The 14,110-nt window shown below is 68.8% G+C and carries 13 protein-coding genes; 11 read left to right on the top strand and 2 right to left on the bottom strand.

The genetic code is table 11. The features are described 5' to 3' along the window. The first annotated feature begins 185 nt into the window (after positions 1-185). The 6 genes from ispH to AC1Q7H_RS09080 are packed head-to-tail and all read left to right on the top strand — an operon-like array spanning position 186 to position 6,833. A complete protein-coding gene (gene ispH / locus AC1Q7H_RS09105) occupies positions 186-1,199 on the top strand; it encodes a 4-hydroxy-3-methylbut-2-enyl diphosphate reductase (protein WP_114133171.1) in 1,014 nt (337 codons plus the stop codon). A gap of 21 nt (positions 1,200-1,220) precedes the next feature. Then, entirely contained in the window at positions 1,221-2,390 is a 1,170-nt protein-coding gene (gene hpnH, locus AC1Q7H_RS09100) for an adenosyl-hopene transferase HpnH (protein WP_013953780.1), read from the top strand. Positions 2,391-2,401: 11 nt separating this feature from the next. Further along, on the top strand, positions 2,402-3,556 hold the full coding sequence (hpnI, locus tag AC1Q7H_RS09095) for a bacteriohopanetetrol glucosamine biosynthesis glycosyltransferase HpnI (protein ID WP_211979417.1): 1,155 nt from the start codon (positions 2,402-2,404) through the stop codon (positions 3,554-3,556). Further along, positions 3,553-4,977 (top strand): hopanoid biosynthesis associated radical SAM protein HpnJ, encoded by a 1,425-nt coding sequence (gene hpnJ / locus AC1Q7H_RS09090; RefSeq protein ID WP_211979418.1) that lies wholly within the window; start codon positions 3,553-3,555, stop codon positions 4,975-4,977. The genes hpnI and hpnJ overlap by 4 nt, the downstream gene beginning before the upstream one ends. A 38-nt stretch (positions 4,978-5,015) precedes the next feature. After that, positions 5,016-5,819, top strand: coding sequence for a hopanoid biosynthesis-associated protein HpnK (gene hpnK / locus AC1Q7H_RS09085; protein ID WP_080569609.1), 804 nt, complete (start codon positions 5,016-5,018; stop codon positions 5,817-5,819). A gap of 9 nt (positions 5,820-5,828) precedes the next feature. Further along, complete coding sequence (locus AC1Q7H_RS09080; RefSeq protein ID WP_211979419.1) at positions 5,829-6,833, top strand: lysylphosphatidylglycerol synthase domain-containing protein; 1,005 nt, start codon at positions 5,829-5,831, stop codon at positions 6,831-6,833. Between the two features lie 13 nt (positions 6,834-6,846). Here the strand turns inward: AC1Q7H_RS09080 and AC1Q7H_RS09075 are convergent, their stop codons facing one another. After that, positions 6,847-7,491 carry an MlaC/ttg2D family ABC transporter substrate-binding protein gene (locus AC1Q7H_RS09075; protein ID WP_211979420.1) on the bottom strand — a complete coding sequence of 215 codons (645 nt, stop codon included), beginning with the start codon at positions 7,489-7,491 and terminating at the stop codon, positions 6,847-6,849. Between the two features lie 176 nt (positions 7,492-7,667). Between AC1Q7H_RS09075 and hpnN the strand changes: the two genes are divergently transcribed. Further along, entirely contained in the window at positions 7,668-10,304 is a 2,637-nt protein-coding gene (gene hpnN / locus AC1Q7H_RS09070; RefSeq protein ID WP_492381131.1) for a hopanoid transporter HpnN, read from the top strand. Positions 10,305-10,344: 40 nt separating this feature from the next. Beyond that, entirely contained in the window at positions 10,345-11,139 is a 795-nt protein-coding gene (locus tag AC1Q7H_RS09065; protein WP_013953787.1) for an MlaA family lipoprotein, read from the top strand. Between the two features lie 9 nt (positions 11,140-11,148). Here AC1Q7H_RS09065 and AC1Q7H_RS09060 read toward each other — a convergent pair whose 3' ends face one another. Continuing rightward, positions 11,149-11,592 (bottom strand): FKBP-type peptidyl-prolyl cis-trans isomerase, encoded by a 444-nt coding sequence (locus AC1Q7H_RS09060; RefSeq protein WP_492381130.1) that lies wholly within the window; start codon positions 11,590-11,592, stop codon positions 11,149-11,151. 217 nt (positions 11,593-11,809) lie between these two features. On the opposite strand from AC1Q7H_RS09060, the gene AC1Q7H_RS09055 reads away from it, so the two are divergent. From AC1Q7H_RS09055 to AC1Q7H_RS09045, 3 genes are all read left to right on the top strand, one after another. Then, positions 11,810-13,138 carry a tetratricopeptide repeat protein gene (locus AC1Q7H_RS09055; RefSeq protein WP_013953789.1) on the top strand — a complete coding sequence of 443 codons (1,329 nt, stop codon included), beginning with the start codon at positions 11,810-11,812 and terminating at the stop codon, positions 13,136-13,138. 61 nt (positions 13,139-13,199) lie between these two features. After that, a complete protein-coding gene (locus AC1Q7H_RS09050; protein ID WP_211979422.1) occupies positions 13,200-13,571 on the top strand; it encodes a DUF6152 family protein in 372 nt (123 codons plus the stop codon). 15 nt (positions 13,572-13,586) lie between these two features. Then, positions 13,587-14,099, top strand: a complete 513-nt coding sequence (locus AC1Q7H_RS09045; RefSeq protein WP_211979423.1) for a DUF6644 family protein — start codon at positions 13,587-13,589, stop codon at positions 14,097-14,099. The last annotated feature ends 11 nt before the right edge of the window (positions 14,100-14,110 follow it).

Raw genomic sequence — 14,110 nt, 5'->3', positions numbered from 1 at the left:
CCTCCCCCCCCCCCCCCCCCCCCCCCCCCCCCCCGACTCCAGACAAAGCCGGCGTGTCGGGTATATAGTAACCACCGTGCGACGGAAATGTGATCTGCGGTGGATCTCCGGTGGTTGCCGGTGCATTTCCCGTCCCGCCATCCCAAACACTGACACCCGTTGAAATGGGTCGGGGGGCTTACTCTATGCAGGTGATTCTTGCTCAGCCCCGGGGCTTCTGCGCCGGCGTGGTGCGCGCGATCGAGATTGTCGACCGCGCCCTCGTCAAGCATGGCGCCCCGGTGTTCGTGCGACATGAGATCGTGCACAACAAGCACGTCGTAGAGGGACTGAAGGACAAGGGGGCGCGCTTCGTCGAGGAGCTGGACGAAGTCCCGACCGGCGCCGTGACCATCTTCAGCGCGCACGGGGTCTCGCGCGAGGTCATCGCCGATGCCAGCCAGCGCCAGCTGCATGCCATCGACGCCACCTGCCCGCTGGTGATCAAGGTCCATACCCAGGGGCGCCAGTACGCGGCCAGCGGCCGCACCGTGATCCTGATCGGCCATGCCGGCCACCCGGAGGTGGAAGGCACCATGGGCCAGATCCCGGGCAAGGTGATCCTGGTGCAGAACGAGGCCGAGGTCGCGCAGCTTGACCTGCCCGCCGACACCCCGGTCGCCTACGTCACGCAGACCACGCTGAGCGTGGACGACACCCGCAATATCATCGCCGCGCTCGGGCGCCGCTTCAGCAACCTGGTCGGTCCCGATACGCGCGACATCTGCTACGCCACGCAAAACCGCCAGAGCGCGGTGCGCGACCTGTGCAAGCTGGCCGACGTGATCCTGGTGATTGGCGCGACCAACAGCTCCAACTCCAACCGCCTGCGCGAGATCGGCACGGAAAGCGGCGTGCCCAGCTACCTGATCGCCGAAGGCAGCGAACTGGACCCCGCCTGGGTGCGCAACGCCAACGTGGTGGGCATCACCGCCGGCGCCTCCGCCCCCGAGGAAATGGTCGAGGACGTGATCAACGCGCTGCGCCGGCTGGGCCCGGTGGATGTCACCACCATGGCCGGGCGCGAGGAACATGCCGAGTTCCGGCTGCCGGCCGAGCTGGCCGACGTGAAGCCGAGACCGGCCCCGCGCAAGGCCGGCAAGGAAACCGCCGCAGCCGCGGCCGTACCTGCCACCGCCAACGAGAATATCGCCGGCTGAACCCAACCAGAGGAAGTTGCCTTGGCTATTCCGCTACTGCAGGTCGCCCGCGTGGGCGCCTACATCGTCGGCAAGCATCTGTCGCGACAGAAACGCTATCCGCTTGCCCTGATGCTGGAACCGCTGTTCCGCTGCAACCTGGCGTGTTCAGGCTGCGGCAAGATCGATTATCCGGACCCCATCCTGAACCAGCGCCTGTCGGTGCAGGAATGCCTGGGGGCGGTGGATGAATGCGGTGCCCCGGTGGTGTCCATCGCCGGCGGCGAGCCGCTGCTGCACAAGGACATGCCGGAGATCGTGCAAGGCATCATCGCGCGGCGCAAGTTTGTCTACCTGTGCACCAATGCGCTGCTGATGGAAAAGAAGCTGGACCAGTACCAGCCCAGCCCGTATTTCATCTGGTCGGTGCACCTGGACGGCGACCGCGAGATGCATGACCGCTCGGTGTGCCAGGAAGGCGTGTACGACCGCTGCGTCGAGGCGATCCGGCTGGCCAAGGAACGGGGTTTCCGCGTCAATATCAACTGCACGCTGTTCAACGATGCCCAGCCCGAGCGCGTGGCGAAGTTCTTCGACTCGGTCAAGGCGCTGGGCGTGGACGGCATCACCGTGTCGCCGGGCTATGCCTATGAACGCGCGCCGGACCAGCAGCACTTCCTGAACCGCGGCAAGACCCGCCAGCTGTTCCGCGACATCCTGAGCCGTGGCCGCGCCGGCAAGAACTGGGCCTTCAGCCAGTCGACGCTGTTCCTGGACTTCCTGGCCGGCAACCAGACCTACCACTGCACCCCGTGGGGCAACCCGGCGCGCACCGTATTCGGCTGGCAGCGTCCGTGCTATCTGGTGGGCGAGGGCTATGCCGCCACCTTCCGCGAGCTGATGGAAGAGACCGACTGGGACGCCTACGGCACCGGCAACTACGAGAAGTGCGCCGACTGCATGGTGCACAGCGGCTATGAGGCCACCGCCGTGGCGGACACCTTTGCCCATCCGCTCAAGGCGCTGGGCGTGAGCCTTCGCGGCGTGCGCACCAGCGGGCCGATGGCGCCCGATATTGCGCTGGACAAGCAGCGGCCGGCCGACTACGTGTTTTCGCGCCACGTCGAGATCAAGCTCGAGGAAATCCAGCGCGCGAAGCCGCCCGCCAACCGGCCGCGGCCGGCGAAGGCCAACGCCGCGGCCACGCACTGACTGCACTGCCGATGGCCACCGAACTTGCCGCCACCCTCCCGGGCGCTGCGCTGACCTGCGTGTCGGCGGGCTATGCGCTGGCCGCCGCCTGGCTGTCGCGCCGCGCGCCCGCGGCAGGCGGCGGCACGGCAACGACACCGGTCAGCGTGCTCAAGCCGCTGTGCGGCGCCGAGCCCCGGCTGTACGAGAACCTGGCCACGCTGTGCCGGCAGCGGCATCCGTCGTTCCAGCTGGTATTCGGCGTGCGTGCCGCAGACGATCCCGCCATCGCCGTGGTTGAACGGCTGCGCCGCGACTTCCCGGCGTGCGACATCGCGCTGGTGGTCGATCCGCAAGTGCACGGCACCAACCTGAAAGTCAGCAACCTGATCAACCTGTTCGCGCAGGCCAGGCACGATGTGCTGGTGATCGCCGACAGCGATATCGCCGTGCCGCCCGAATACCTGGCGCGCGTGACCGCGCCGCTGGCCGACGCCGGCGTGGGCGTGGTCACCTGCCTCTACCGCGGCAAACCGACTGGCGGGCTGTGGTCGCGCATTGGTGCGCAGTTTATCGACGACTGGTTCGCGCCGTCGGTGCGCATCGCCCACGCGGGCGGATCGCAACGCTTTGCCTTTGGCGCGACCATTGCGCTGCGCCGCAATGCGCTGGAAGCCATCGGCGGCCTCGCAGCCTTGTCCGGCCGGCTGGCCGACGACTACTGGCTGGGTGAGCTGACGCGGCAGCAAGGCTTGCGCACGGTGCTGTCGGAGGTGGTGGTCACGACCGACGTCACCGAGGACCATTTCACCGACCTGTGGCGACATGAGCTGCGCTGGCTACGCACGATCCGTTCGCTGAATCCGCCGGGCTTTGCCTTTACCTTCATCACGTTCACCTGGCCGATGCTGGCGCTGGGTGTGCTGCTGGCACCGCTGCCGCTGGTACTTGCGGTGGCGGCCGTCGGCGCGCTGGCGCGCAGCGTGCTGGCAGGCAGCGTCGCCGCCGCACTGCGCGCACCGTTGCGCGATGCGCTGCTGCTGGCCGGCTGGGCATTTGCGCTGGCAGGCAAGCGCGTGCAGTGGCGCGAGCAGGTGCTGTCGGTGCGCGATGCCCTGCACGCCAGTCCTGCGCTGACCCCGAATCAACCTTCATCCACCGGCATCCATCCCCAGAGGCCGCTATGAAAAAGACCCTTTTCCTCCAGGCCCCTTCCTTCGACGGCTTCGACGGCGGCGCGGGCTCGCGCTATCAGGCCAAGCGCGAGATCAAGTCGTTCTGGTACCCGACCTGGCTGGCGCAGCCCGCCGCGCTGGTGCCGGGCAGCCGGGTGCTCGACGCACCGGCCGACGGCCTGACCGTGCAGCAGTCGCTGGATATCGCCGCGGACTATGAACTGGTCATCATCCACACCAGCACGCCCTCGTTCCCCACCGACGCCAAGTTCGCCGAGGAACTGAAGAAGCGCAAGCCGGATGTGATGATCGGCATGGTCGGCGCCAAGCCCGCGGTCGATCCAGGCGGCACGCTAGGCGCGAGCGAGGCCATCGACTTCGTCTGCCGCGAGGAGTTCGACTACACCTGCCAGGACGTGGCCGCGGGCAAGCCGCTCAAGGACATCCTGGGGCTGTCCTACCGCCTGCCGGACGGCTCGCTCGAACACAACGGGCAGCGCCCGATGATCGAGAACATGGACGAGCTGCCCTTCGTGGCGCCGGTCTACCAGCGCGACCTGAAGATCGACAACTACTTCATCGGCTACCTGAAGCACCCCTATGTGTCGATCTACACCGGCCGCGGCTGCCGTTCGCGCTGCACCTTCTGCCTGTGGCCGCAGACCGTGGGCGGGCACCGCTACCGCACGCGCTCGGCTGAAAGCGTGATCGCCGAGGTCAAATGGATCAAGGAGAACATGCCCGAGGTCAAGGAGATCATGTTCGACGACGACACCTTCACCGACTTCAAGCCGCGCGTGGAAGAGATCGCTCGGGGGCTGGGCCAGCTGGGCGTAACGTGGTCATGCAATGCCAAGGCCAACGTGCCGTACAGCACGCTCAAAATCATGAAGGAGAACGGGCTGCGCCTGCTGCTGGTGGGCTATGAGTCCGGCGACGACCAGATCCTGCTGAACATCAAGAAAGGCCTGCGTACGGACATTGCGCGCCGCTTCACCGAGGACTGCCGCAAGCTGGGCATCCAGATCCACGGCACCTTTATCCTGGGCCTGCCGGGCGAGACGCGCGAGACCATCGAGAAGACCATCGAGTACGCCAAGGAAATCAACCCGCACACCATCCAGGTGTCGCTGGCCGCGCCCTACCCCGGCACCACGCTGTACCGGCAGGCGGTGGAGAACGGCTGGCTCGAGGAAAACAAGGTCATCAACCTGGTCAACGACCAGGGCGTGCAGCTGGCCGCGATCAGCTATCCGCACCTGTCCAAGGAAGACATCTACCACGGCGTGGAGACCTTCTATAAGCGCTTCTACTTCCGCCCCGGCAAAATCTGGGAAATCGTGCGCGAGATGCTGGGCAGCTGGGACATGATGAAGCGGCGCCTGCGTGAAGGCGTCGAGTTCTTCCGCTTCCTGCGCTCGCACGAGGCCTGATCCTGGCCCACGCGCTTTCCTGTGCCTCGCAACGCGCGCTGATCGTCACCGCCGACGACTTCGGGCTGCACCCCGCCGTCAATGAGGCGGTGGAGCTGGCCCACCGCGACGGCGTGCTCAGCGCCGCCAGCCTGATGGTGGGCGCGCCCGCCGTGGCGGACGCGGTCGAGCGCGCGCGCCGGCTGCCGTCGTTGCGCGTGGGGCTGCACGTGGTGCTGGCCGACGGCCCGGCCACGCTGCCGCGCGCGCAGATCCCCGACCTGGTCGACGCCGGAGGCCGCTTCGGCTCGGCCATGGCCCTGGACGGCTGCCGCTTCTTCTTCCTGCCGCGGGTGCGCCGCCAGCTGGCGGCGGAGATCCGCGCGCAGTTCGAAGCCTTTGCCGCCACCGGCCTGCCGCTGGACCACGTCAACACACACAAGCATTTCCACCTGCACCCGACGGTGCTGTCGCTGATCCTGTCGATCGGGCGCGACTACGGCCTGCGTGCGATGCGCCTGCCGCGCGAGCATGGCGCGCCGTTGCTGCTGCGCCCCTGGCTGGCGCTGCTGCGCCGGCGCCTGGACCGCGCCGGCATTGCGCACAATGACTACGTGGTTGGCATCGCGCGCAGCGGCCAGATGGACGAGGCAGCCCTGCTGCAGGCGCTGGCGCAGTTGCCCGCGGGCGTGGGCGAGATCTACCTGCACCCGGCCGTGGTCTCTGGCGAGGCCATCACCGCATCGATGCGCGGCTACCGCCACGCCGACGAACTGGCCGCGCTGCTGTCGCCGCGCGTGCGCGCCGCGCTGGAGCGCGCGGCCAACCGGCGCGGCGGCTTTGCCGACGTGCTGGTGCCCTGACTTTTCAACATGAAACGCATTGCTTACCTGACCGGCCTGCTCGGGCTGCTGGCGCTCACCGCGCTGGTGATCCACCAGGGCGCCAGCGATATCGCCGCGATCGTGGCGCAGGGCGGCTGGCTGCTGCTGTTGCTGGTGCCCCTGCACGCACTGCCGCTGCTGCTCGACGCGCAAGGCTGGCGCGTCCTGCTGACCTCGGCCGACCCCGAGGAGAAGGCGGGGCTCGGTTTCCTGTGGTGGGTCGCCACAGTGCGCGAAGCGGTCAACCGCCTGCTGCCGACGGTGGGGGTCGGCGGCGAACTGGTCGGCATCCGCCTGACGCGGCTGCGCATCCGCGACACCACCGCGGTGACTGCCAGCATCGTGGTCGAAGTGATGCTGACGCTGTTCTCGCAGTACCTGTTCTCGGCCATGGGGGTGCTGCTGCTAGTGGCCGCGCTGCAGGACAGCGGCGGGGCCTGGGTCATCCTGGCCGGGCTGTTGCTGTCATTGCCGGTGCCGGTGCTGTTCGCGATGTCGCTGCGGCATACCGCGATTTTCGAGAAACTGGAAGGCGCGGCGCGCAAGCTGTTTGGCGAAGATCACCGCATTGTCGCGATGATCGACGGCGCGCGGCTCGATGCCCATATCCGCGCGCTCAACCGGCGCCGGCGCGAGCTGCTGGCGGCGCTGGGCTGGCAACTGGCAGGGCTGGTCAGCGGCACGCTGGAGATCTGGCTGGCGCTGATGCTGCTGGGCCATCCGGTGCCGGTCTGGCAGGCGCTGGCGATCGAATCGCTGACCCAGGCCGCGCGCCAGGTGGCCTTCTTCGTGCCCGCCGGGCTGGGCGTGCAGGAAGCGGTGGTAATGCTGCTGGGGCAGGTGCTGGGGATCGATGCGCAGGTCTCGCTGGCGCTGGCGCTGGTCAAGCGCGCGCGCGAGATCCTGTTCGGCGTGCCCGCGCTGCTGTCATGGCAATGGGTGGAGTTGCGCCACTGGCGGCGCAGCCGGGACACCGGTCACGCCGCCCCATAATGGCGTGCGGCGCTCAGGCGTCAGATGCCTGGCGCGCGTTGTGGGTGGTCAGGTACTTCACCAGCCCGTCGACCCCGCTGCGCGCGACGATGTCCGCAAACTGCTTGCGGTACACCTCGATCAGCCACGCCCCCATCATATTGATGTCGTAGATCTTCCAGCCGTTGGGAGTGCGCTGCAGCCGGTAGTCGATCTGCATCTCGTCGGCATTGTTGATCACGCGCGTCTGCACCACCACATCGGTGGCGCCGCTGCCGGACTTGATCGGCTGGTAGCGGAACTTGACGTTCTGCTCGCGCAGCTGCGCCAGCGACACCGCATAGCTGCGCACCAGCAGCATCTGGAACTGCTCATGGAGCTGTTGCTGCTGCTCCGGCGTGGCGGTGCGCCAGGCACTGCCCACTGCCAGCCGCGTGGTGCGCTGGAAATCCGTGTAAGGCAGGAACTGCTTCTGCACGACGGCGGTAATCTTGCCGAGGTCGCCGGCGCGGGTGTCGGGATTGGACTGGATGGTGCCGATCACGCCCTCTACCGCGGCCTGCACCAGCCGCTCGGGGCTGGCGCGCAGGTCGCCGGGCTGGACAGCCTGGGCGTGCGCTACGGAAACCATGGCCACCGCTGCAAGCGGCGCCAGGGGAAGCAAACCGTGAATCGTCATGGATGTGAGAGCCAGGAAGGAATGTGAAGCGGCGCCGCCGCTGCAGCGCAGGCGCCAGGCTGACAGTTTATAGCGGATCGGCCTGAATCGCGGATGCCTGTGCCGCGCATGCCGCATGCCGCATGCGCCACGCTTCCAGCCGATATACTCGCGGTTCGTGCTCCTTGGATCCGCCCATGCTGACTTCGCTGCTGACACGCATTGTCCGGCTTGCCACCGCCTGGCCGTGGCGCGTCATCATCCTCGCGGCATTGCTGACCGCCGCCAGTGGCGTCTACGTGGCCCGTAATTTTGCGATCAACACCGATATCGGCCGCCTGCTGGAATCCGACGCCCCCTGGGCGGTGCGCGACGCCGCCATCGGCGACGCCTTTCCCCAGCGCAACCAGTTGATCCTGGCGGTGGTGCAGGCGCCCGCGACAGAGCTGGCCGACGCCGCCGCCGACGCGCTGGCCGAGGCGCTGCGCCGCCAGCCGGCACGCTTCACCGCGGTCAGCCAGCCCGGCGGCGGCCCGTTCTTCGCGCGCAACGGCTTGCTGTTCGCCAGCAACGATGAAGTGCGCCAGCTCTCGCAGCAGCTCGTGCAGGCGCGTCCGCTGGTCAACGCGCTCGCGCATGACCCGACCCTGCGCGGCCTGTCCGATCTCCTCACCACCACGCTGACGCTGCCGCTGCAGATGGGGCAGGTAAAGCTGGGCGACATGGCCAGGCTGCTGGGCAGCAGTGCCCAGACACTGGACCAGGTGCTGGCCGGCAAGCCCGCCGCGCTGTCCTGGGCAGGGCTGCTTGACGACAGCCTCAAGCCTGGGCCCGATGGCCAGGTCTACAGCTACCTCGCGCTCAGCCCGGTGCTGGACTACAGCGACCTGCAGGCCGGGGCCGCCGCCTCGCGCGCGATCCGGCAGGCAGCGGCCGACCTGCAGCTGGCGCAGCGCTACCAGGCCACGGTGCGCCTGACCGGCCCGCAGGCGCTGGCCGACGATGAATTCGCCTCGGTCAGCGACGGCGCCGTGCTCAACGGCGTGCTGACGGTGCTGGTGGTGGTCCTGATCCTGTGGCTGGCCTTGCGCTCGGCGCGGCTGATCGTGGCGGTGCTGGCCAGCCTGTTTGCCGGGCTGCTGATCACCGCGGCGCTGGGGCTGGCCATGGTCGGTTCGCTGAACATGATTTCGGTGGCGTTCGCGGTGCTGTTCGTCGGGCTGGGGGTGGATTTCGGCATCCAGTTCGGCGTGCGCTACCGCGCCGAGCGCCATGACCGCGACCATATCGTCGAAGCGCTGGGGCTGTCCGCGCGCGGCGTGGGCGCGCCGCTGGCCCTGGCCGCCGCGGCCACGGCGGCGGCATTCTTCTGCTTCCTGCCCACCGACTACCGCGGCGTGGCCGAACTGGGGCTGATCGCCGGCGTGGGCATGATGGTGGCATTCGCCACCACCTTCACGCTGCTGCCGGCGCTGATCTGCGTGCTCAAGCCCGGCGGCGAGCCCGAGGCGCCGGGCTTCGCGTGGCTGGCGCCCGCGGACCGGTTCTTCGACCGCTATCGCAAGCCGGTGCTGCTGGTCACCCTGCTCGCGATCCTGGCAGGCGCGCCGCTGCTGCCGCACCTGCGCTTTGACTTCGACCCGCTGCACCTGAAGGACCCCAAATCTGAATCGATGGCCACGCTGCTGGCGCTCAGGGACGCGCCGCAGGCCGGCACCGACGATGTCAGCGTGCTAGCGCCTTCGCTGCCGGCCGCACGCGATCTCGCCGGCAAGCTCGCGGCGCTGTCCGAGGTGGCACGCGCGGTCACGCTGCAGACCTTTATCCCCGGCGACCAGCCGCCCAAGCTGCAGGCCATCGGCCAGGCTTCGGCCGCGCTGATGCCGGCGCTGACGCAACCCACCGCCACGCCCGCCACCGACAGCGTGCGCGTCAATGCGCTGCGCAATGCCGCGCGGCAGCTGGCCATCGCCGCCGACGAGCATCTCGGTCCGGGTGCGGCTGAAGCCGCGCACCTGTCCGCCGCGCTGAAGAAGCTGGCCTCCGCCGACGCCGCCACGCGCGACCGCGCCGAGCGCGCCATCGCCGTGCCGCTGCAGCTGGCGCTGGCACGGCTAAAGCTGGCGCTGGACCCGCAGCCTGTCAGCCAGCAGACGCTGCCGCCCGAACTGGTGCGCGACTGGATCACGCCGGACGGGCGCGCGCTGGTCAGCGTCAGCCCGAAGCTGCCGCCGCCCGCCAGCGCGCAGCGCGAGGCCGCGCTGGACCGCTTCATCACCGCGGTGCAGCGCGTGGCACCGACCGCCACCGGCGGGCCGATCGCGATCCGCGGCTCGGCCGATACCATCATGGCCGCCTTTACCCAGGCAGGCGCGTGGGCGGTGGTGTCGATCACCATCCTGCTGTGGATCACGCTGCGCCGTTTCGGCGACGTGCTGCGCACGCTGATACCGCTGCTGGTTTCGGCCATCGTCACGCTGGAGTTGTGCGTGCTGTTCGGCATTGCGCTGAACTTTGCCAACGTGATCGCGCTGCCGCTGTTGCTGGGCGTCGGCGTCGCGTTCAAGATCTATTACGTGATTGCCTGGCGGCACGGCAAGACCCAGCTGCTGCAGTCCAGCCTGACGCACGCCGTGCTGTACAGCGCGGCCACCACCGCCACCGCTTTCGGCAGCCTGTGGCTGTCGCAGCATCCCGGCACCGCCAGCATGGGCAAGCTGCTGGCGCTGGCGCTGGCGTGCACGCTGGTTGGGGCCGTGTTCTTCCAGCCGATCCTGATGGGCCGCCCGCGCGAAGGCGCCCATCACAAACATGACAAGGCTGCCCGGTCATAATCACAAACCCGACGCGGCCGACCCCGAACCCCTTCGTACGATGCCTTTACGCCAGCGCGCTACATCCGTTGCCACCACCGCCATTGCCGCCACCCTGCTCGCCGGCTGCGCCACCGGCCCGCAAGCCAATCCCGACGATCCGTTCGAGCCCATGAACCGCGCGGTCTTCACCGTCAACGACAAGCTCGACCAGTACGTGGCCGTGCCGGTGGCCAAGGGCTACAAGGCGGTCACGCCGGAGCCGGTGCGCACCGCGGTCACCAATTTCTATTCGAACATCGCGGACATCGGCAACTTTGCCAACAACCTGCTGCAAGGCAAGGGCGTTGAGGCCGCGGAGAGCTTCATGCGGGTCGCGATCAATTCCGTGCTGGGTATCGGCGGACTGATCGACATCGCCACGCCCGCCGGCCTGCAGAAGCATTCGCAGGATTTCGGCCTGACGCTGGGCACGTGGGGCGTGCCGTCGGGACCCTACCTGGTGCTGCCGCTGTTTGGCCCCAGCTCATTCCGCGACGGCGTGGGCCTGTATGTGAATTTCCAGTTCGACCCGACCACTTATGCCGAGCCGGCGGTGCGCAATTCGCTGTTCGGGATGAACGTGGTGGACGTGCGCACCAACCTGCTGGGCGCCACCGACCTGCTGAAGCTGGCGGCGCTGGACAAGTACACCTTTGTGCGCGATGCCTACGTGCAGCGGCGCCGCTACCTGCTGGGAGAGAGCACGTCGCTGCCGGACTACGACGAAAACGACGACAGCGGCGCGGCCGCAGCGCCCGCCGCGGAGGCGCCGGCGGGCACGCCTGCGCCCGCGCAGCCGCAGGCGCCGCGCTGATGCGGGCTCTTAGCCGCCGATCCCCAGCAGCACCACCTCGAAGGTAAGCGTGGCGTTCGGCGGGATCGTGCCCGGCACGCCGCGCGCGCCGTAGGCCGTGGCCGGCGGGCAGGTCAGCTTGGCCTTGCCGCCCACCTGCATCGCCTGCACCCCTTCGGTCCAGCACGGGATCACGCGGTTGAGCGGGAACGAGATCGGCTGGCCGCGCTTGTACGAGCTGTCAAACTCGGTGCCGTCGGCCAGCGTGCCGCGGTAGTGGACCTGCACCGAGTCGGTGGCCTTGGGCGAGGCGCCATTGCCCTTGATCAGGTGCTGGATGGTCATGCCCGACGCCAGCGTCTGCGGCGCCGCCGCGGGTGCGGCAGGGGCGGCCGGGGCCGAGGCAGCCGGGGCGGCCGCGGATGCGGCGCAGGCGAAGGTCAGGGTGCCGAGGAAAAGCGCAAGTGTTTTCATGGGAAACCTGATGGTGAGGTCGTGATTGGGGATGCGGCAGTTTAACCGACACACGGCAACGATATGGCGGCAGCGGCATATAGCGCACAACGCACCCCGGCCATGCGCCTTGTGGCGGGCATGGTGCGGCGCACCCCGCCGCATCCGTTACACGGGGCGTTTTGCCGTCTACGATGGTTCGTGACAGCCCCGCTGCCGCGGGCGCACGGAGATTGCCATGGCACTCACGGATTCACGGGATCTTCCGGTCTCGACCCAGAACGCCCGCTCGGTCGAGCAGTATGAGACCGCCCTGCAACTGCTGAACAGCTACTACGGCAACCCGCTCGCCGCCATTGACACGGCGCTGGCCGCCGACCCCGGCTTCGCCATGGGCCACGCGCTGCGCGCCGCGCTGATGGTCACCTCTGGCGACGGCACCGCCGAGCCCATGCTGCGCCAGAGCGTCGAAGCCGGCGAAGCCCTGCACACCAGCGCCAACGACCGCGAGCGCCGCCATATTGCCGCGGCACGCGCCTGGCTGGACGGCGAGTTCGAGCGCTCGGTCCGGCTCTACGGCGATATCGTGATCGACTATCCACGCGACTTGCTGGCGATCCAGACCGCGCATCTCGAAGACTTCCTGCTGGGGCAGTCATCGATGCTGCGCGACCGCGTGGCGCAGGCGCTGCCGCACTGGGATGCCGGCATGCCGGGCTACGGCTACCTGCTCGGCATGCATGCCTTCGGCCTGGAGGAAACCCAGCTCTACGAGCGCGCCGAGGAAAGCGGCCGGCGCGCGCTGGAGCTCAATCCGCGCGACCCATGGGCCGTGCACGCGGTGGCGCACGTGATGGAGATGCAGGGCCGCCTGGCCGACGGCATCGCCTGGCTGGACGGGCGCCGCGACGACTGGTCCGACGACAATATGCTGGCCGTGCACAACTGGTGGCACCTGGCATTGTTCCAGCTGGAAGACGGCAGGACCGACGAGGTGCTGGCGCTGTACGACCGCTGTATCAAGCGCCCCGCGCCGGCGATCGCGCTGGACCTGGTGGATGCCTCAGCGCTGCTGTGGCGGCTGCACCTGCGCGGCGTGGATGTGGGCCGGCGCTGGCAGCCGGTGGCCGACGACTGGCTGGGCCGCGGCGCGGCCGGCTACTACGCCTTCAACGATGTCCATGCCGTGATGGCCAGCCTGGGCGCGCACCGGCCCGCGGCCGCCGACCAGGTCCGTGCCGCGCTGGAGCGCGCCGCCCTGGGCAACGGCACCAATGCCATGATGTCGCGCGATGTGGGGCTGCCGGTGGCCGATGCCCTGATCGCGTTCGACCAGGGCGATTACACCACTGCCATCGACCTGCTGACGCCGGTGCGCCTGATCGCCCACCGCTTCGGCGGCAGCCATGCGCAGCGCGACGTCATCAGCCTGACCCTGCTCGAGGCGGCGCTGCGCGGCGGCCGCAGCAACCTGGCGATTGCGCTCACGGCCGAACGCGCCGCGCTCAAGCCCATGAGCCCTAGCCTGCACCGGCTGGTGCAGCGCGCAGACTCGTGCCGCGCATAGGTCTCACTTCCACGGTCGGGATCGGCGCATATACTGCACCTGTCCTGACCGGAGACCACCCATGCCCAGCATCCGCGCCCTGTTCCGCCCCGCCCTCTTTGCCGCCAGCGCCGCGCTGGCGCTGGCCGCAGTGCCGGCCATTGCCCATCACGGCTGGTCCACCTATGACGAGACCAGGCCGCTGACGCTGACCGGCAAGATCGTCGAAAGCCACTACGAGAACCCCCACGCGCATATCCGCGTCGACGCCGGCGGCAAGCGCTGGCTGGCCGTGCTGGCACCGGTGTCGCGGATGGAGGCGCGCGGCGCCACCGCCGACAAGGTCGCCGTGGGGCGCGAGGTCACGCTGGTCGGCTACGCCAGCAAGGAAAAGGCCGACGAGCTGCGCGCCGAGCGCATCACAATGGACGGCAAGACCGTCGAGTTGCGCTGAGCCGGCTCGCGCCGCATGTCGGTGCTGTTCGCGCAATGGACGGAATGGGCCGGCGCGCTGGCGCGGCTGCCGTTCCCGATGGCCCTGCGCAGTTCGGCCTGGGCCTATCCCGCAGTGGAGATCGTCCACCTGGCCGGCATGGCGCTGCTGTTCGGCTCCATCTTCGTGGTCGACATGCGCCTGGCCGGACTCGGCCGGCGGCTGCCGGTGAGCCTGCTGTTGCGCCATGCGCTGCCCTTCACCGCCGGCGCCTTCGTCGCGGTCGCGGCCAGCGGCGTGCTGCTGTTCCTGGCCCATGCCGATGAGCTGGCCGTCAATCCTGCATTCCTGGCCAAGCTGTGCCTGATCGCGCTGGCGCTGGCCAATGTGCTCTGGTTCCACCTGGGGCCATATCGCAGCCTGCATGCCGGGCAACGGGGCTGGGACAGCGGCGTCGCGCCGCCAGCCGGCGCGCGGATCAGCGCCATTGCCTCGATGGTGACGTGGTCGCTGGTAATCTGTGCCGGGCGTTTGATTGCCTATGTCTGATCGCGCCGGCC

Source organism: Cupriavidus sp. GW823-FHT06D04, assembly GCF_058795055.1.
This window is presented reverse-complemented; position numbering and strand designations above follow the sequence as displayed.